17 protein-coding genes and 1 other RNA gene are annotated in these 17685 nt (G+C 65.6%); 11 read left to right on the top strand and 7 right to left on the bottom strand.

All coding sequences use genetic code 11. The features are described 5' to 3' along the window. Positions 1-43: 43 nt before the first annotated feature. The 6 genes from H2509_RS09105 to tkt all read right to left on the bottom strand — a co-directional run bounded on the left by H2509_RS09105 (position 44) and on the right by tkt (position 7564). Positions 44-1135: an SEL1-like repeat protein gene (locus H2509_RS09105; RefSeq protein ID WP_182164516.1), complete on the bottom strand. Its 1092-nt coding sequence runs from the start codon at positions 1133-1135 to the stop codon at positions 44-46. Further along, positions 1135-1881 carry a thiamine phosphate synthase gene (locus tag H2509_RS09100; protein ID WP_328805033.1) on the bottom strand — a complete coding sequence of 249 codons (747 nt, stop codon included), beginning with the start codon at positions 1879-1881 and terminating at the stop codon, positions 1135-1137. Before H2509_RS09100 ends, H2509_RS09105 begins: the two co-directional genes overlap by 1 nt. A 3-nt stretch (positions 1882-1884) precedes the next feature. Beyond that, a complete protein-coding gene (gene fba / locus H2509_RS09095) occupies positions 1885-2949 on the bottom strand; it encodes a class II fructose-bisphosphate aldolase (protein ID WP_182164512.1) in 1065 nt (354 codons plus the stop codon). A 230-nt stretch (positions 2950-3179) separates the two neighbouring features. Beyond that, positions 3180-4373 (bottom strand): phosphoglycerate kinase, encoded by a 1194-nt coding sequence (locus tag H2509_RS09090; protein ID WP_182164510.1) that lies wholly within the window; start codon positions 4371-4373, stop codon positions 3180-3182. Positions 4374-4468: 95 nt separating this feature from the next. After that, positions 4469-5476, bottom strand: coding sequence for a type I glyceraldehyde-3-phosphate dehydrogenase (gap, locus tag H2509_RS09085; RefSeq protein WP_182164508.1), 1008 nt, complete (start codon positions 5474-5476; stop codon positions 4469-4471). Between the two features lie 96 nt (positions 5477-5572). Next, positions 5573-7564 (bottom strand): transketolase, encoded by a 1992-nt coding sequence (gene tkt / locus H2509_RS09080; RefSeq protein WP_182164506.1) that lies wholly within the window; start codon positions 7562-7564, stop codon positions 5573-5575. Positions 7565-8047: 483 nt separating this feature from the next. Here tkt and H2509_RS09075 point away from each other — a divergent pair, with 483 nt between their 5' ends. The 6 genes from H2509_RS09075 (at position 8048) to H2509_RS09050 (ending at position 11548) form a co-directional block, all read left to right on the top strand. Next, a complete protein-coding gene (locus H2509_RS09075; RefSeq protein WP_182164504.1) occupies positions 8048-8347 on the top strand; it encodes a DUF4164 domain-containing protein in 300 nt (99 codons plus the stop codon). 6 nt (positions 8348-8353) lie between these two features. Continuing rightward, entirely contained in the window at positions 8354-8731 is a 378-nt protein-coding gene (locus H2509_RS09070; RefSeq protein WP_182164502.1) for a cell division protein ZapA, read from the top strand. A 161-nt stretch (positions 8732-8892) separates the two neighbouring features. Then, positions 8893-9049, top strand: a non-coding RNA gene (ssrS, locus tag H2509_RS09065) — 6S RNA. Positions 9050-9169: 120 nt separating this feature from the next. After that, positions 9170-9772 carry a 5-formyltetrahydrofolate cyclo-ligase gene (locus tag H2509_RS09060; RefSeq protein ID WP_328805031.1) on the top strand — a complete coding sequence of 201 codons (603 nt, stop codon included), beginning with the start codon at positions 9170-9172 and terminating at the stop codon, positions 9770-9772. A gap of 1 nt (position 9773) precedes the next feature. Continuing rightward, on the top strand, positions 9774-10607 hold the full coding sequence (locus H2509_RS09055) for a TIGR00282 family metallophosphoesterase (protein WP_182164500.1): 834 nt from the start codon (positions 9774-9776) through the stop codon (positions 10605-10607). A 191-nt stretch (positions 10608-10798) separates the two neighbouring features. Continuing rightward, a complete protein-coding gene (locus tag H2509_RS09050) occupies positions 10799-11548 on the top strand; it encodes a YebC/PmpR family DNA-binding transcriptional regulator (RefSeq protein WP_182164498.1) in 750 nt (249 codons plus the stop codon). Positions 11549-11841: 293 nt separating this feature from the next. Here the strand turns inward: H2509_RS09050 and H2509_RS09045 are convergent, their stop codons facing one another. Beyond that, complete coding sequence (locus tag H2509_RS09045; RefSeq protein WP_182164496.1) at positions 11842-12606, bottom strand: sulfite exporter TauE/SafE family protein; 765 nt, start codon at positions 12604-12606, stop codon at positions 11842-11844. A gap of 320 nt (positions 12607-12926) precedes the next feature. Here H2509_RS09045 and H2509_RS09040 point away from each other — a divergent pair, with 320 nt between their 5' ends. From H2509_RS09040 to ybgC, 5 genes are all read left to right on the top strand, one after another. Beyond that, positions 12927-14882: a putative bifunctional diguanylate cyclase/phosphodiesterase gene (locus H2509_RS09040; protein ID WP_235974823.1), complete on the top strand. Its 1956-nt coding sequence runs from the start codon at positions 12927-12929 to the stop codon at positions 14880-14882. 126 nt (positions 14883-15008) lie between these two features. Next, positions 15009-15530 carry a crossover junction endodeoxyribonuclease RuvC gene (ruvC, locus tag H2509_RS09035; RefSeq protein ID WP_182164492.1) on the top strand — a complete coding sequence of 174 codons (522 nt, stop codon included), beginning with the start codon at positions 15009-15011 and terminating at the stop codon, positions 15528-15530. After that, on the top strand, positions 15527-16144 hold the full coding sequence (gene ruvA, locus H2509_RS09030) for a Holliday junction branch migration protein RuvA (protein WP_182164490.1): 618 nt from the start codon (positions 15527-15529) through the stop codon (positions 16142-16144). Before ruvC ends, ruvA begins: the two co-directional genes overlap by 4 nt. After that, on the top strand, positions 16141-17181 hold the full coding sequence (gene ruvB / locus H2509_RS09025) for a Holliday junction branch migration DNA helicase RuvB (RefSeq protein ID WP_209001883.1): 1041 nt from the start codon (positions 16141-16143) through the stop codon (positions 17179-17181). The genes ruvA and ruvB overlap by 4 nt, the downstream gene beginning before the upstream one ends. Continuing rightward, on the top strand, positions 17174-17659 hold the full coding sequence (ybgC, locus tag H2509_RS09020; protein ID WP_182164488.1) for a tol-pal system-associated acyl-CoA thioesterase: 486 nt from the start codon (positions 17174-17176) through the stop codon (positions 17657-17659). The genes ruvB and ybgC overlap by 8 nt, the downstream gene beginning before the upstream one ends. Positions 17660-17685: the final 26 nt, after the last annotated feature.

The raw sequence follows: 17685 nt of genomic DNA, 5'->3' as shown, positions 1-17685 counted from the left end.
ACAAAACCGCCTTTCAATCAAGCAAAATCGCCCGCAAGCCCCGTTATGGGCTGTCCGAAGCCGCGTCCCTGGGCGGCGTCGCGACCACCTGGCCAAAGGCGTTCGCCTGACGCTGGGCTTCCTCGCGCTGATCGTCGTCCAGACCGGCCAGAATGCCGTCGAGCTGCAAGTCGGAGACACCTGCCGCGCGGGCCAGCAGATGCCACTTGGCGCCCTCGACCGGATCGGCCGGGCGGCCCCGGCCGTAGAAATAGACCCGCGCCAGCCTGTTCATGGCGACCGGGTTGCCGGCCCGGGCGGCAAGTTCGAACCAGGCGGCGGCTTCCGTCTCGTTGGGGTCGACGCCCTGTCCCTTGAAGCGCAGGATGCCGTAATAGACCTGTGCGCCGATATGGCCGCGTCTCGCGGCACGCCCCATCCAGAAAGCGCCGCGACCATCGTTTCGCACATCCGCCGGCCCCTCCAGATAGGCCAGCGCCAGTGTGTATTGCGCTTCCACGTCGCCGAGGTCGGCAGCCCGCTCCAGAAGATCGCGGGCCTTTATCGGGTCATAGGGGCGCCCATCGCCCGACTGGTAGATGATGGCGAGATTGTAAATGGCCTCGGGAATGTTGACTTCCGCGCCGATTTCGAAGAGGTCGGCCGCCTTTTTCTTGTCCTGCGGCACACCCTGGCCGACGAGATAGAGCTGGCCGAGCCGGCCGGCGGCGCGTTTGTCGCCGGACTCGACGGCCAGCTGATACCAGCTTGCCGCCTTTTCCTTGTCCTGGGGAATGCCGAGACCCGTCTCATAGAGCACGCCGAGCAGCGTCTGCGCCTGCGGATCGCCCGCTTCGGCGCGCGGCGTGGCAAGCGCGAGTGCCGTCAGGTACCAGCCGCGCTGGAAGGCGCCGTAGGCAAAATCGCCATCGTCGCCATTCGTTGCGGACGGTTCCGGAGGAGCCTGCCTGTGCGGGCCCGGGAGAGCAGGATCCGCCGTTTCGGCCGGCAGCGGAAAGCCCTCTGCCGGGAGGGGCGGAATGAGTGTCGGTGGTTGGTTCTCCGCCGCCTTTTCCTGCGCGAACGCACCGGCCGCAAACAGGCCGGCGGCCGCGGCCACGAGCAATCCGGCAAGTCTGGGGCGGGTGGCGGACATTACTCCTCCGCTGCTTCAAGCTCGTAGGATGCCAGGGTTTCGTTGGCCAGACGAACGGCGGCAGCGGGTCCCTCCGGATAGGTCCACACGCCATCGCGCAAGGCAACGAAATCCGCGCCGGTCGCGGCACAGGGGCCCACCGACGCCAGATCCGTACCGCCAAGCGCTACGCAGGGAATCTCGAAGAGCTCCGACCACCAGTCGGCGAGGTCGAGCGTCTTGCGATGCGCTTCCGGACTTTCGTCGAGATCCAGCAGGCCGAAGAAGACGTAATCGACGCCGGTTTCGGCAAGCTCCATCGCCTCGTGGCGCGTCTTGATTCCGCCTGCGCCGACGATCCGTGAAGGCTTGAAGGTTTCGGTCGCCAGTTTCAGGTCGGCAAGGCCGGTATCGCAATGGATGCCATCGGCGCGGGCGCGGCCTGCAATGCGGGTATCGTTACCGATCAGGACCGCTGCTCCCGCCGCCTGACCCATTTCGACCATGCGCGCAGCCACCTTCTGGAACGCGACGTCGTCGAGCCCGCCCCGCGTCACGAGCAGGCAGGCGACATCGCCGGCTGCAAGCGCTGCTTCGAGTTGAGGCAGGAATTCATCGGGCTTGTAGCTGGCAGGCGTCACGAGAAACAGGCGCGGGTGCAAATCGATGGGCTCCGATGAGGTCAGCTGGAACAAAGTGTCACTCTTCCCCGTGACGGGAAAGAGGCGAAGGGGGCCGGCTTGCGGCCCCCGGTTCAAAAAATTCACGCTTCAGGCGATCTTCGGGTCCAGATCGCCAGCCGCGTAGCGCCTGGCCATGTCGGCCAGCGGGATCGGCTTGATCTTGCCTGCCTGTCCGGCGGTGCCGAACTGCTCCAGACGATCCTTGCAGAGTTTCGTCATGGCTTCCATGGCCGGCTTCAGATACTTGCGCGGATCGAATTCGCCCGGATGCTCGGCCAGGATGCGGCGGATCTGGCCGGTCATCGCCATGCGGTTGTCGGTGTCGATATTGATCTTGCGCACGCCGTTCTTGATGCCGTGCTGAATCTCTTCCACCGGCACGCCCCAGGTCTGCGGCATCTTGCCGCCGTACTGGTTGATGATGTCCTGCAGGTCCTGCGGAACCGACGAGGAGCCGTGCATCACCAGATGCGTCTGCGGCAGGCGGCGGTGGATCTCCTCGATCACGTTCATGGCGAGGATCGCACCGTCCGGCTTGCGGCTGAACTTGTAGGCGCCGTGCGAGGTGCCCATGGCGATCGCCAGCGCGTCGACTTTGGTTTCCCTGACGAACTTGACCGCTTCTTCGGGGTCGGTCAGGAGCTGGTCGTGGCTGAGCTTGCCTTCGGCGCCATGGCCGTCTTCCTTGTCGCCCATGCCGGTTTCCAGCGAGCCGAGAACGCCAAGCTCGCCTTCCACGGAAATGCCGCCCAGGTGGGCCATGTCGGTCACCGTCTTCGTCACGCCGACATTGTAGGTCCAGTCCGCCGGCGTCTTGCCGTCCTCGCGCAGCGAGCCGTCCATCATCACCGAGGTGAAGCCCGCCTGAATCGCGGTCATGCAGGTGGCGGCGTTGTTGCCATGGTCCAGATGCACGCAGACGGGGATATGCGGATAGATTTCGGTCACGGCGTCCATCATGTGCTTCAGCATGACGTCATGGGCATAGGCGCGCGCGCCGCGGCTTGCCTGGATGATCACCGGCGCGTCGGTGGCATCCGCCGCCGCCATGATGGCCAGCGCCTGCTCCATGTTGTTGATGTTGAAGGCGGGCACGCCATAGCCGTGTTCCGCGGCATGATCGAGAAGTTGACGCAATGTGATGCGGGCCATTCCGGTCTCCCTTTTTTATAGCTGCCCGCGCCCCGCAGGCCGGCCTTGTTGCAAAGGCGCTCGTGCGGACGCGGCATGCCGTATGCGGCAATTGCCGAAACCGCCGCAGACCGTTACTCCCGGGTCAGGCGGCGATATCCGGTGAAGTCAATTCCGGTTGCGCCGGTCTAGCTCTTTCAAGCCATCAATGCCCCTGCGCCTTTGGTCGAAGTGGCACCAAACCGCCGCGCTCAGGCCCTCTCCAGGGCGATGACGCCGGGTAGTGCCTTGCCTTCCAGCCATTCCAGGAAGGCGCCGCCGGCGGTCGAGACATAAGAGAAATCGTCGCCGACGCCAGCATGGTTGAGGGCCGCCACCGTATCGCCGCCTCCGGCAACGGAGGTCAGGCCGCCTGCCCGGGTGCGTTCCGCCGCATGACGGGCCGCCGCGACCGTTGCCTTGTCGAAGGGCGAAATCTCGAAGGCACCAAGCGGTCCGTTCCAGACCAGGGTGCGGGCGGTGTCGATATGGGCGTTCACGTCCGCGATGGAAGCCGCGCCGACGTCGAGGATCATCGCGTCGGCAGGGATCGCATCGAGCGCCACGGTCTCGTTGGCCGCGCCCGCCTTGAATTCGCGGGCGATCACCGCATCCTGCGGCAGGACGATCTCGCAGCCGGCCTTTTCGGCGGCCACGAGGATGCGCTGCGCCGTATCCTTCAGGTCGTGCTCGCAAAGCGACTTGCCGACATCGATCCCCCTGGCGGCCAGGAACGTGTTGGCCATGCCGCCGCCAATCACCAGCATGTCCACTTTGGAGACGAGGTTCTCCAGCAGGTCGATCTTGGAGGAAACCTTGGCGCCGCCCACGACCGCAAGCACCGGACGCCGCGGCGTGGAGAGGGCGGCGGCGAGCGCTTCCAGTTCGGCCTGCATGCTGCGTCCGGCATAGGCCGGCAGGAGACGGGCAAGGCCCTCGGTCGAGGAATGGGCGCGATGGGCTGCGGAAAAGGCGTCGTTCACGTAGAGGTCGCCATTCGCCGCGAGCGCTTCGGTGAATTCGGCGTCGTTCTTTTCCTCGCCCACATGGAAGCGGGTGTTTTCAAGCAGCGCGACACTGCCGTCGGCGAGGCCGTCCACGACGCTCTTCGCAGCGTCTCCGATACAGTCGGAGGCAAAGGCCACGGGCTGGCCGAGACGTTCGGAAAGCGCCTGTGCCACGGGCGCCAGGCTCATCTCCGCGACCGGCTTGCCTTTCGGGCGGCCGAAATGCGCCAGCAGCACGACGCGCCCGCCCTTGGCTGCGATATCGCGGATCGTCGGCAGCACGCGGTCGATGCGGGTGAAGTCGCTGACCTTGCCGCCGTCCATCGGCACGTTGAGGTCGACACGGGTCAGGACGCGCTTACCGGCGAGGTCGGCGTCGTCGATGGTCTTGAAGGTCATGGTATCAAACCGGCACTGCGGCGAAGGCGCCTGTGAATTTCAGTTCGCGGAGCAAAAAGGCCCGCTCGGGTCGAACGGGCCTTTTCCTGTCTAGCTCAGATCAGCTTCGCCATGGCGACGGCGGTATCGCCCATGCGGTTGGAGAAGCCCCATTCGTTGTCGTACCAGGCCAGGACGCGGCAGAAGCGCTTGTCCATGACCTTGGTCTGGTCGAGATGGAAGATCGCCGAGCGCGGGTCATGATTGAAGTCCATGGAGACGTTCGGCTCGTCGGTGTAGCCGAAGGTCTCCTTCATCGGACCGTCGACCGCGGCGCGGACCGCAGCGTTGAGCTCTTCGGGCGTGGTATCGCGCTTGGCGATGAACTTGAAGTCGATCACCGAGACGTTCGGGGTCGGGACGCGGATCGACACGCCGTCAAGCTTGCCGACGAGCTCCGGCAGGACGAGGCCGACGGCCTTCGCCGCACCCGTCGAGGTCGGGATCATCGACATCGCGGCGGCGCGCGCCCGGTAGAGGTCCTTGTGCATGGTGTCGAGGGTGGGCTGGTCACCCGTGTAGGAGTGAACCGTGGTCATGAAGCCCGTCTCGATGCCGACCGCGTTGTGCAGCACATGGGCGGTGGTGGCCAGGCAGTTGGTGGTGCACGACGCGTTGGAGACGACGATGTCGTCCCGGGTCAGCGTGTCGTGATTGACGCCGTAGACGATGGTCTTGTCGGCACCGGTGGCGGGAGCCGAGACCAGCACGCGCTTGGAGCCGTTCTCCAGATGGGCGGCCGCCTTCTCGCGGGTGACGAAGATGCCGGTGCATTCCAGCGCGATGTCGACGCCGAGCTCGCCCCAGGGCAGTTCCTTCGGGTCGCGGATCGCGGTGACCTTCATCGGCCCGCGACCGGCGTCGATGGTGTCGTCCTTCACCGTCACCTTTGCCGGGAAGCGGCCATGCACGGAATCGTAGCGCAGCAGATGCGCGTTGGTCTCGACCGGGCCGAGATCGTTGAGCGCGACGACCTCGATGTCGGTACGTCCCGATTCAATGATCGCGCGCAGGACGTTACGGCCGATCCGACCGAAACCGTTGATCGCTACTTTCACCGCCATGTTTCACTCCCGTCATCACGGACGCCGCGCGCCCTTCGCTATCCTTCCATCCGCCCTTGGGAAGCGGATGGGTTCGACCAAGATATTGGGCAGTCCTCAGGCCTTGGCGAGCTTCGCCCGCGCGGCTGCGACGACCGCTTCCCGGGTAATGCCGAAATGCCTGTACAATTCTTCGTAAGGACCGCTGGCGCCGAAGCCGGTCATGCCGATGAATATGCCGTCGGTGCCGATGAAACGGTCCCACCCCATGCGGATGCCCGTCTCGACGGCGATCCTCACCGGCGCATTGCCGACGATCGACGCCTTGTAGTCCTCCGACTGGGCTTCGAAAAGCTCGAAGGAAGGCACGGAAACGACGCGAACCTGCACGCCGCCGGCCGCCAGTTCCGCCTTCGCCTCCACGGCGAGGCCGACTTCGGAACCGGAGGCGAAGATTGTGACCTGCGGCTCGTCGTTGCAGTCGCTGATCACATAGGCGCCGCGGGCGGAAAGGTTCTCGCTCTCGTAGCTGGCGCGAAGCGCGGCAAGGTTCTGGCGGGTCAGCGCCAGCACGCTCGGCGTCTCGCGGGCCTCCAGCGCCAGCTCCCAGCATTCCAGCGTTTCGGTGACGTCGGCCGGGCGGAAGAAATTAAGGTTCGGAATGGCGCGCAGGGCTGCGTAATGCTCCACCGGCTGGTGCGTCGGGCCATCCTCGCCAAGGCCGATGGAGTCATGCGTCATGACGTGGATGACGCGCTGCTTCATCAGGGCGGAAAGGCGCATGGCCGGGCGGGCATAGTCGGAAAACACCAGGAAGGTGCCCGAATAGGGGATAAGGCCGCGATGCAGGGCGATGCCGTTCATTGCCGCCGCCATGCCGTGCTCGCGGATGCCCCAGTGGACGTAGCGGCCGCTGAAGTCCTCCGGCGTGATCGCCCTGGTCTGCGAGGTCTTGGTGTTGTTGGAACCCGTCAGGTCGGCCGATCCGCCGATGGTCTCCGGAACCGCGGCATTGATCGTCTCCAGCACCAGTTCGGAAGCCTTGCGGGTGGCAAGGGTCGGCTTTTCGGCGGCAAGCTTCTGCTTCAGGTTCTGCATGGCCTGCCTGAAGCCCGTCGGCAGGTCGCCGCGGATGCGACGCTCGAATTCGCCGCGGATTTCGGCGTCGGCCGAGGCAAGACGCTTTTCCCACTCCTTGCGCGCCTGGCCGGAGCGCAGGCCTGCGATGCGCCAGGCATCGAGCACGTCGGAGGGAACCTCGAACGGCGCGTGGGACCAGCCGAGCGCCTTGCGGGTGGCCTCGAGCTCTTCCTTGCCGAGCGGCGAGCCGTGGACCTTCTCCGAGCCGGCCTTGTTCGGCGCGCCAAAGCCAATGGTGGTCCTGGCGGCGATCAGCGTCGGCCGCTCCGCTTCCTGCGCGGTCGCGAGGGCGGCGGCGATCGCTGCCGGATCATGGCCGTCGATGGAAATCGTCTGCCAGCCGGATGCCTCGAAACGCTCGATCTGGTCGGTGCTGTCGGAGACCGAGACCTTGCCGTCGATCGAAATGCCGTTGTCGTCCCAGATGACGATGAGCTTGTTGAGCTTCAGATGGCCGGCGAGCGAGATCGCTTCCTGGGAAATGCCTTCCATCAGGCAGCCGTCGCCGACGATCGCATAGGTATGATGGTCGACAAGATCGTCGCCGAAGTTCGCAGCCATCATTCTTTCGGCCATCGCCATGCCGACGGCATTGGCAAGACCCTGGCCGAGCGGGCCCGTGGTCGTCTCGATGCCGGCGCCGTGGCCGTATTCGGGATGGCCGGCGGTCAATGCGCCGATCTGACGGAAATTCTTGAGCTGGTCGAGGGTGAAATCCTCAGAGCCCAGCAGGTAATGCACCGCGTAAAGCAGCATCGAGCCGTGCCCGGCCGACAGCACGAAGCGGTCGCGGTCGGGCCAGTGCGGCCGCGTCGGATCGAATTTCAGGAACTGGGTGAAGAGTACGGTGGCGATGTCGGCGGCGCCCATGGGCAGGCCGGGGTGACCGGACTTCGCCTTCTCCACGGCATCGGCTGCAAGAAAGCGGATCGCATTTGCCATGCGATTGTGTTTGGCAATGTCGGTCATCGAGGTTCCGTCGCTCGCACCGGCCCTGCCGCCGGCTCAGATGAAAGAGGTTCAGCGCGCCGCCCGGTCACGATGCGGGCGCATGCCGCTGCCTCGGCAGAATGCGGCGGCGCGGGTCGGCTCTCCACACGTTCTTGGGACCCGATTTCAAGCTCGACGGCGGCCCATGCTGCGAGGCGGCCCGACAAATAACAGGAACGCCTGCCGAGTCAACAAAAGCGAGAGGAAAGAACAGCCGAAAGGGGCGACATGAAAGCCCCAAGGCAAGTCACCTGTGGGAAGTGCCTGCATCCATGTGAAAAATCACAAGCTCGCCAAATTTTACCTCAAATTGGTCACCATCTATCGCAAGGAAAGGGAATCGCGCATTCTTTCAACATTGACGCAAGGTTAGATGTTGAAATGGGTTTACATCGAACCGTCGCGCCTTGACCTGGCAGGTCTGTCCGGTCCATCGCAGGAGCGAAAGGTGTACTTGAGACGATGACCATGGTCGGGGAAACGGGAGCTAATCAATCGGTAGCGGAATCGCTCGACCGTCTGCTGCAGGCAATCGGCAAGCTGGAAACCGTCGTCGAGCGGCGCCTGGAGATGGACCGCTCGCTCGGGTCGCTGCATGACGACGTTCAGCGGCTGGGCGAAGACCGGTCGCAGCTCGCCGAGACGCTCGACAAGGCGGAAGGACGGGCCGCGAGGCTGGAAGAGGCCAACCGCGAGGTTTCGCGCCGCCTCGTTTCGGCGATGGAATCCATCCGTTCCGTCCTGGAAACCCATGGGGGCTGATCGTCGATGCCGCAAATCACGGTGACAATCAATGGCCGGTCGTTTCGCATGGCTTGCGATGAAGGCGAGGAAGAGCGGCTGACGGCGCTGGCCACCCGCTTCGACGGCACGATCGAAACGCTGCGGGGCAGCTTCGGCGAAATCGGCGACCTCAGGCTGACGGTGATGGCGGGGATCATGGTCACCGACGAACTGGCGGAGATGGAACGCCGGCTGAAGGCGCTGGAAGGGGAAATGCAGAGCCTGCGCGACTCCGGTTCCAGCATCGCCGAGGATGCCGAGCGCGACCGCCAGCAACTTGCGGAAGGTCTGGAGGAGGCGGCGAAGCGAATCGAGCAGCTCGCCGAGAGCCTGACCCGCTCGATGCGGCCCGCTGATACCTGAGATGCCGGGCGGCCGTTGGCGCAAGGCCCCGGCAGGAGTGACTTGTTCGTGACTTTCGATGCCGCATCCCGGCGAATTTGATCCGCTTTCCTGTGACTGACCCTTTGCCGCCGAAAGACGGCAGTGGCAATCGGCATCTCTTGAAGCTATATGAGCAGTCGGCGTGGCTGCGCGGTGCGTCAGGAGACATATCCCCGGGGCCTTACGCATCCCTCGGGAGCTGTTCTTGCCCTTGCCCGTGGGCTCGGGCACACGGCGCCCACCTACGATTGTAGGTTTCCCGGGATTGCAACCTCCGACGGCCGAGGTGGCCACGCCATTTTCCCTCATCTCGATTTGGACGCCGTCCGGCGATCCGGGAGGTTGACCGGGACGACGCCAGTTGCAAGGCTCGGCCGATTGCCGCAATGAGGCAGTTGCAACGGCAAGGATGACGGCGTGAGCGAGAATTCAGCGATAGACGGCGGCGGCAACCGGCAGGCCAAGGCGGCCCTGCGGGAAGAAGCGCTTCGCCGCAGGGGAGGGCTCAGCCCGGAAGCGCGGATCGAGGGGTCGCTGGCGGTGGCCGACCGGATCGCCGAACTTTCGTTCGAGCCCGGCGCGGTCGTTTCCGGCTTCTGGCCGATCCGTGACGAGATCGACCCGCGCCCGGCCATGCACAACCTCCGCCAGCACGGGCACAGGCTCTGCCTGCCGGCGATCGTCGAGGGGAAACTGGTGTTCCGCCGCCTCGATCCCGAAACGCGACTGGTCAAGGCGGGCTTCGGCACGGTCGAGCCCGGCCCGGAGGCGGACGTGCTGTCGCCGGCGGTCATGCTGGTGCCGCTTGCCGCCTTCGACAGGGTTGGCCACAGGCTCGGCTACGGCAAGGGATATTACGACCAGGCGATCGGGGCCTTGCGCTCCACGGCAAAACCCTTATGCATCGGCGTCGCCTTCTCGGTGCAGGAAGTGCCGGCGGTTCCCTTCGAGGATCACGACCAGCCGCTCTCCCTCATCGTGACGGAACGCGAAATCATTCACTGCAGGGAGTTCGTCTGACATGCGCCTGCTCTTTCTCGGCGATCTTGTCGGACGGACCGGCAGAACGGCGGCGATCGAAGCGTTGCCCGGCCTCATCGAGGACAATGCAATCGACTTCGTTATTGTGAACGGCGAGAACTCGGCGCGCGGCTTCGGCATTACCGAAGAAATTCTGCGCGACGTGCTGGACGCCGGCGCCGATGTGGTCACCACCGGCAATCACGTCTGGGACCAGCGCGAGACACTCGTCTATATCGAACGGCAGGACCGCCTGCTGCGGCCGGTGAACTTTCCTCCCGGCACCCCGGGCCGGGGCGCCCATCTCTATACGGCGCGCAATGGAGCGCGCGTGCTGGTGATCAACGCGATGGGCCGCATTTACATGGACAGCCTGGACGACCCCTTCGCGGCGGTCGAGGCGGCGCTGGAAGCCTGTCCCCTGCGCGAAGTGGCGGATGCGATCGTCATCGACTTCCACGCGGAGGCAACGAGCGAGAAACAGGCGATGGGCCATTTCGTCGACGGGCGGGTGAGTCTCGTCGTCGGCACCCATACCCACGTGCCGACCGCCGACCACCAGATCCTGCCGGGCGGCACGGCCTACATGAGTGACGCGGGAATGTGCGGCGATTACGATTCCGTGCTCGGCATGGACAAGGAAGAGCCGATCAGCCGCTTCCTGCGCAAGATCCCGACGGCACGCTTCGCGCCGGCGGAAGGCGAGGCGACGGTATGCGGCGTGGCGGTGGAGATCGACGACGCAACCGGGCTTGCAACCGACGTGGCGCCGCTTCGCATCGGCGGGCGGCTCGCGCAGGTGACGCCGCCCTTCTGGCCGGACGGGAAGCGGTAGGGCGCGGACCCGGGGCCCAATCGACCCGCCCTAGATTTTCGCGCCCGCCGCGCCTATAAGCTGGTCCGATTGACAGCTTGCCCGCGGGAGGAAGGCGCGACAGCCCAGCCGCCCCTCCGCCTTCGCTGGCCGCTCCGGCGCGGGGCGACCGCGACCAACCAGATCGAACAGACCACAAGCCGGGATACGACATGGCCGGACATTCACAATTCAAGAACATCATGCATCGCAAGGGACGGCAGGATGCTGTCCGCTCGAAGCTCTTCTCCAAGCTTTCCAAGGAAATTACGGTGGCGGCCAAGGCCGGCGGCCCCGATCCGGATGCGAACCCGCGCCTGCGCCTGGCGATCCAGAACGCCAAGGCCCAGTCGATGCCCAAGGACAACATCCAGCGGGCGATCAACAAGTCGCAGGCGGGCGAAGGCGACAACTACGAAGAGATCCGCTACGAAGGCTACGGCCCGGGCGGCGTCGCCGTGATCGTCGAGGCGCTGACCGACAACCGCAACCGTTCCGCCTCCAACGTCCGCTCCTATTTCACCAAATGCGGCGGCTCGATGGGCGAGACGGGCTCCGTCTCCTTCATGTTCGACCGGGTGGGCGAGATCGTCTACAAGCCGGAAGCCGGCAGCGCGGAAGCCGTGCTGGAAGCGGCGATCGAGGCGGGGGCCGACGACGTGCAATCGGACGAGGAAGGGCACGTGGTGACCTGCGCCTTCGAGAGCCTGGGCGAGGTTTCGAAGGCCCTGGAAGAAGCGCTGGGCGAGGCCGACACCGTCAACACCGTCTGGAAGCCGCAGACGCTGTCGCCGATCGACGCGGAAAAGGCGCAGACGATGATGAAGCTCATCGGCCTGCTCGAGGATGACGACGACGTCCAGAACGTCTACGCCAACTACGACATCGACGCCGAGACGCTGGCCAGCCTGACGGCCGCCTGATCAAGTTCATCGCATTGAATCGATCGAATGGCGGGAGCGATCCCGCCATTTTTATTTGCCGAGGGCAACCGGGAACACTCGGCATTTCGGCAATCCAGGCGGCGGAATGTCAATCGCCGCGTGCGAAAGATCTCTGGATTCCGGCTCTCGCCATGCGCTGCCGCGCCCGCGGGCCGGGATGACGACGGATCGTGGGATGGGCGTTTGCCGCAAACACGCATGGATGCATCGGGCGGGCCAGCGCATGGCGATCCGGGCGCCCGGGAAAGGGCGTTTCTTGCCGCGAAAGCGATCTAGCGACGCAGAAGGCCGTCGAGCGCGGGCAGGCTGGTGATCGCGGCTAACGCGATCAGCCCATAGGCCACGCTGCGGTAGAGCCGCGGACTTGCCCTGCCGAAGCCGCGCGCGCCGATGAACAGCGCCACCGCGTAGGCAGGCGCGGCAAACAGGAGCAGCCTCGCCACGTCGCCGGTGAAGAAGCCGCCGGTTACGTAAGCGACGAAGGTCATGATGCTGGCCAGCGCGAAGAACACCATCAGGTTGGCGCGGATGATTGCGGGATTGTCCGGACCCGACAGCCAGAAGGCGACGACGGGCGGGCCGGAAATCTGGCTGAGGCCGCCGAGAAAGCCGGCGCTGGCGCCGACGCCGAGGGAGACCGGCACAGTCGGGACGCCATGATAGCGCCAGCCGGTGGCAAGCAGGGCGCAAAGCCCGAGCACGATGCCCGAGATGACCCAGCGCAGGACGAGGATATCCGCGACCGCCAGCGCGTAGGCGCCGAGCGGCACGAAAAGCGCGGCCCCGATAGCTGCCGGAATCACCGTCCGCCACTGGCAGATGCGAAAGGAGCGCGCCACGATCGGCAGCGTGATGAGGCTGTCGACCACGAGGAAACTCGCCGCCGCGACGCGCGGGTCGATCAGCGCCGAGGCGACCGGCATGAAGATCATGCCCGCGCCGAAACCGGCGAAGCCGCGCACGATGCCGCCGATGACGACGGCGGCAATCGCGATTGTGAGGCCGCCATTGTCCAGGCTGGCAATGAATTCGGGCATTGGAATGCCAACCCAGGTTCAGATGTCGATGTGGAATCATACAAAGGTGCGGACGGCCGCGTTGGGATTCGCGCCCGCAATCAGGGTTACTGCTTATCAATCCGCGGCGCTGCGTCAACAGAACCGCAACTTTCTATCGATATAAATGTGTCGGGAGTGGGCATCTTTGCGGATTGTCGTTTATGGTCAGTGTTATCAGCTGCATATTGTATGATCACAATATCGCGCTCGTCATTCTTGCCGCCATTATCTGCGTTTTCGGCTCCGCCGTTACCTTGCGGCTTCTTCGCCGTGGCGTCTGCACGCGGGGAAGCCAGAGGTTGGGCTGGCAATTCCTTGCCGCCGTCGCGGGCGGGGGCGGCGTGTGGGCGACGCACTTCGTCGCCATGCTGGCCTACCAGCCGCAGGTGCCGGTAACCTTCGACCCGGCAATGACGGTGCTGTCGCTCGTGGTTGCGATGGCCGGGCTCTTCGGTGCCTTTCTCGTCAGCGGAGCACGGGCAAGCCGGGTGTTTCCCGCAATGGGCGGCGCACTGGCCGGCCTGTCGATTGCCGCCATGCATTTCACGGGCATGTTCGCCTACCGGGTCATCGGCCTGGTCGAGTGGCGGCACGATTTTATCGCCGCGGCGATCCTGCTCGCGGTGGTCTGCTCGTCCGCGGCGCTGTCCCTGCTGTGCCGTCGCCATCTGGGATCGTCGCGTTACTGGGGTGCGGTTGCGCTGATGGTGGCCGGCATCGTCAGCCTCCATTTCACCGCCATGACCGCCTTCCGCGTCACGCCGATGGCGCAGACATTCCCCGAGGTCGACGCACATGCGGTCGTCGCGCTCGCTTTGGCCATTGCGGTCGCCGCTATCATCATCGTCGGCACCGGGCTGACGAGCTACCTGATCGATATCAACGTACGGGCGGATTCCAACAAGCAGATCCGCCACATGGCGACGCATGACGCGCTGACCGGGCTGCCCAACCGCGCCAGCTTCAAGAGCAGGCTTGCCGAGGCTCATCGCGAAGCCCGGGAGGCGGACGGAAAGTTCGCCGTCATCGTCATCGATCTCAACCGCTTCAAGGACATCAACGATACGCTTGGCCATGCCGCCGGGGACGAGGCGCTGAAGACCCTTGCCCGCCGCATGGCGCGGGCGCTCGAGGGAGCGGAATTCGTGGCGCGTCTGGGTGGCGACGAATTCGCGGCGATCCGGAGGTTTGAAGACAAGAGCGAGATCGCGGCCTTTGCGGATCGTCTCGCCGGCGTCTTCAGCCAGCCCATGAAGATCAGCGCGATGGAAGCCGCCGTTGGAGCGAGTCTCGGTGCGGCCGTCTGGCCGGATGACGCCGAGGACGTCGACGAGCTGATCAACAATGCCGATCTTGCCATGTATCACGCCAAGGTCGGCTACCGCGAGACGATCTGCTTCTACGACGCCGAGATCGGCGCGGCCGTCCGCAAGCGGAGGCAACTGGCCGAGGCCCTGAGATACGCGCTGGAGCACGATGAGCTCGAAGTGCATTATCAGGTGCAGATGTCGCTCGCCGCCGGGGAAATCCACGGATACGAGGCGCTGCTCAGGTGGACGCATCCGCAGTTCGGGCCGATCCCCCCTTCCGATTTCATTCCGCTGGCCGAGGAAAACGGCCTGATTTCCTCCCTGGGAGCCTGGGTGTTGCGGCGGGCGTGCATGGACGCTGCCGAATGGGAGTCCGGCTACCGGGTGGCGGTCAACGTTTCCGCCGTGCAGTTCATGGACTCAAACCTGCCGCGCCTCGTGCATGAGGTGCTGGTCGAGACGGGCCTTGCGCCGCACCGGCTGGAGCTTGAACTGACCGAGACCGCGCTCGTCAAGGACAAGTCGCGTTCGCTGCATGTCATGCGCCAGATCAAGGCGCTGGGCGTGGCCATGGCGCTGGACGATTTCGGAAGCGGTTACTCTTCCCTCGAAACGCTGCGGACGTTCCCCTTCGACAAGATCAAGCTCGACAAGGCATTCGTGGACGGCATTCAGGAAGACCGCCAGTCCATGGCGATCGTCCGCGCCGTGCTGGCGCTCGGCAAGAGCCTGGAGATCCCGGTCCTGGCCGAAGGTATCGAGACAGGCGATCAGATGTCGATCCTGCGTGCCGAGGGCTGCGACGAGGGGCAGGGCTATCTGCTGGGGCGGCCCATGCCGATCGGGGACCTGGCCCGCCATGGCCGGTCGACGCGCGCCGATGCGCTGCAGGATGGCGAGAAGCCAGGCGACGCGGTAGCGACCGGAAAGGTCGCGACGGCCTGATGTGGCGAGAAACGCCACCGAAAATGGCGATATAGGACCGCCTCAAGCGGTTTCCCAGCACTTTTCCGGCGGCGCGCGCTGCCCGGCGCTGGTGTCGGCCGGATTTTGGCGTTACCGATTTGTTCCATGATGCATCCGATTCGAATCCTCGGCATCGATCCGGGCTTGCGCCGCACCGGCTGGGGCCTGATCGAGGCGATGGGCAACCGGCTCGTCTTCCTCGCTTCCGGCACCGTGACCTCGGACAACCGGCTGGATCTCGCCGAGCGGCTGCGTCAGCTCCATGACGGGCTGCTGGATGTGATTGCGCGTCACGAGCCGCAGGAAGCGGCGGTGGAACTGACCTTCGTCAACAAGGATGCCGGCGCGACGCTGAAGCTCGGCCAGGCGCGCGGTGTGGCCATGCTGGTGCCGGCCCTGCACGGGCTGAAGGTGGCCGAATACGCGCCCAACCTCGTCAAGAAGACCGTGGTCGGCACCGGGCACGCGGAGAAGGAGCAGATCCGCATGATGGTGAAGGTCCTGATGCCGAAGGCGAGTTTCAATTCCGACGACGCCGCCGACGCGCTGGCCATCGCCGTCTGCCACGCCCAGCATCGCGGCACGCCGCAGAGCCGGCTGGCGGAAGCGGGGGCGGGCGCGCGATGATCGGCAAGCTGAAGGGCACTGTCGACAGCCTCGCCGAGGATCACCTGATCCTCGACGTACATGGCGTCGGCTACCAGGTCTTCTGCCCGGCCCGCATCCTCCAGGGGCTGCCGTCGGCTGGCGAGGCGGCGATCCTCTTCATCGAGACGATCGTGCGCGAGGACCTGATCCGCCTCTACGGTTTCGCAAGCGAGGCGGAGCGCGAATGGTTCCGCCTGCTGATGACGGTGCAGGGCGTTGGCGCCAAGGTGGCGCTCGGCCTGCTCGGCGTCCTCAAGGCGCCCGAGATCGCCAATGCGATCGCCTTTGGCGACAAGGCGATGATCTCGCGGGCGCCCGGTGTCGGCAAGCGGGTTGCGGAGCGCATCATCGCGGAGCTGAAGGACAAGGCGCCGGCTTTCGGCGGCGTCGACGAGGCGGCGGTCACCGTGGCGCGCGGCGTGGAGGCCGGTGTTGCCGGCAACGGCGTGCGCGATGCGGTCTCCGCGCTGGTCAACCTCGGCTATTCGCAGGCGCAGGCGAGCGGCGCGGTGGCGCGCGCCTCCGCTTCCGCCGGCGAGGCGGCCACGACTGAAACGCTGATCCGTCTCGGGCTCAAGGAGCTTGCCTCATGATCGACGGGGAAAGCCGTATTGTCAGCCCTTCGGTGCGCGGCGACGAGATCGACACGACCATGCGTCCGCAGGCGCTCGACGAATTCGTCGGCCAGGCGCAGGCGCGCGCCAACCTGAAGATCTTCATCGAGGCGGCCAAGGCGCGCGGCGAGGCGCTGGACCACGTGCTTTTCGTCGGCCCTCCCGGCCTCGGCAAGACGACGCTTGCCCAGATCATGGCGCGCGAGCTCGGCGTCAATTTCCGCGCCACCTCCGGGCCGGTGATCGCCAAGGCGGGTGATCTCGCCGCGCTGCTGACCAATCTGGAGGAGCGCGACGTCCTGTTCATCGACGAGATCCACCGCCTCAACCCGGCGGTGGAGGAAGTGCTTTATCCGGCGATGGAGGATTTCCAGCTCGACCTGATCATCGGCGAGGGACCGGCGGCGCGCTCGGTGAAGATCGACCTGGCGAAGTTCACGCTGGTCGCCGCGACCACGCGTCTCGGCCTCCTGACGACGCCGCTGCGCGACCGCTTCGGCATTCCCGTACGCCTGCAGTTCTACACGGTCGAGGAGCTTGAGCTTATCGTGCGGCGCGGCGCCCGCATCCTCGGCCTCGCCATGACCGGCGACGGGGCGACGGAAATCGCCAAGCGCTCGCGCGGGACGCCGCGCATCGCCGGCCGCCTGCTGCGCCGGGTGCGCGATTTCGCCGTCGTCGGCGGGAACGGCAAGGTTGACGCCGCCGTCGCCGATCGCGCGCTTACCCAGCTTGAGGTGGACAGCGCCGGTCTCGACCAGCTCGACCGCCGCTACCTGACGCAGATCGCGCTCAATTTCGGCGGCGGTCCGGTCGGCATCGAGACGATCGCCGCCGCCCTTTCGGAGCCGCGCGACGCGATCGAGGAGATCGTCGAGCCCTATCTGATCCAGAACGGTTATATCCAGCGCACGCCGCGCGGCCGCATCCTGACGCCGCAGGCCTTCCGCCACCTTGGCCTCGCCGTGCCGACCCGCGCCGATCAGCCGCAGGTCGGGCTGTTCGACGATGAGTGACGCGGGCAATCGCCCCTCTGCCTGGCCCGATCTCGCGGGCCGGCTGACGGGGGCAGGCCACATTCTGCCCGTGCGCATCTATTACGAGGACACGGATTTTTCCGGCGTCGTCTATCATGCCGCCTACCTGAAGTTCCTGGAGCGCGGACGCTCCGACTTCCTGCGCCTTTGCGGCATCCATCACAACGAACTGGACGACGGCCTGCACGGCGAGCGGCTCGCTTTTGCCGCACGGCGGATGGAGATCGATTTCCTGAAGCCCGCCCGCATCGACGATGTGCTTGAAATCGTGACGGTTCTGGAAGAGGCCAAGGGCGCGCGGATTGTCCTTCGCCAGGAAGCGCGGCGGGACGACGAGGTTCTGATGGCGGCGCAGGTGACGATCGCGGTGATTTCGCGCGACGGCAAGCCGCGCCGACTGCCCGCCGGCCTTGCCGAAAGGCTCCGGCCGGCAGCGGGCGACGCCGGAACCCGATGACGCGATGACGCGATTGTGTCGAGGGT

Origin of the sequence: Stappia albiluteola (genome assembly GCF_014050225.1) — a bacterium.
Taxonomy (GTDB): Bacteria; Pseudomonadota; Alphaproteobacteria; order Rhizobiales; family Stappiaceae; genus Hongsoonwoonella; species Hongsoonwoonella albiluteola.
This window is presented reverse-complemented; position numbering and strand designations above follow the sequence as displayed.

Excerpts from the sequence above, each read along its gene's own strand:
- H2509_RS09105 (WP_182164516.1), bottom strand. The coding sequence starts at position 1,135 with ATGTCCGCCACCCGCCCCAGACTTGCCGGATTGCTCGTGGCCGCGGCC.
- fba (WP_182164512.1), bottom strand. The coding sequence starts at position 2,949 with ATGGCCCGCATCACATTGCGTCAACTTCTCGATCATGCCGCGGAACAC.
- H2509_RS09090 (WP_182164510.1), bottom strand. The coding sequence starts at position 4,373 with ATGACCTTCAAGACCATCGACGACGCCGACCTCGCCGGTAAGCGCGTC.
- gap (WP_182164508.1), bottom strand. The coding sequence starts at position 5,476 with ATGGCGGTGAAAGTAGCGATCAACGGTTTCGGTCGGATCGGCCGTAAC.
- tkt (WP_182164506.1), bottom strand. The coding sequence starts at position 7,564 with ATGACCGACATTGCCAAACACAATCGCATGGCAAATGCGATCCGCTTT.
- H2509_RS09075 (WP_182164504.1), top strand. The coding sequence starts at position 8,048 with ATGACCATGGTCGGGGAAACGGGAGCTAATCAATCGGTAGCGGAATCG.
- H2509_RS09070 (WP_182164502.1), top strand. The coding sequence starts at position 8,354 with ATGCCGCAAATCACGGTGACAATCAATGGCCGGTCGTTTCGCATGGCT.
- H2509_RS09055 (WP_182164500.1), top strand. The coding sequence starts at position 9,774 with ATGCGCCTGCTCTTTCTCGGCGATCTTGTCGGACGGACCGGCAGAACG.
- H2509_RS09050 (WP_182164498.1), top strand. The coding sequence starts at position 10,799 with ATGGCCGGACATTCACAATTCAAGAACATCATGCATCGCAAGGGACGG.
- H2509_RS09045 (WP_182164496.1), bottom strand. The coding sequence starts at position 12,606 with ATGCCCGAATTCATTGCCAGCCTGGACAATGGCGGCCTCACAATCGCG.
- ruvC (WP_182164492.1), top strand. The coding sequence starts at position 15,009 with ATGATGCATCCGATTCGAATCCTCGGCATCGATCCGGGCTTGCGCCGC.
- ruvA (WP_182164490.1), top strand. The coding sequence starts at position 15,527 with ATGATCGGCAAGCTGAAGGGCACTGTCGACAGCCTCGCCGAGGATCAC.
- ruvB (WP_209001883.1), top strand. The coding sequence starts at position 16,141 with ATGATCGACGGGGAAAGCCGTATTGTCAGCCCTTCGGTGCGCGGCGAC.
- ybgC (WP_182164488.1), top strand. The coding sequence starts at position 17,174 with ATGAGTGACGCGGGCAATCGCCCCTCTGCCTGGCCCGATCTCGCGGGC.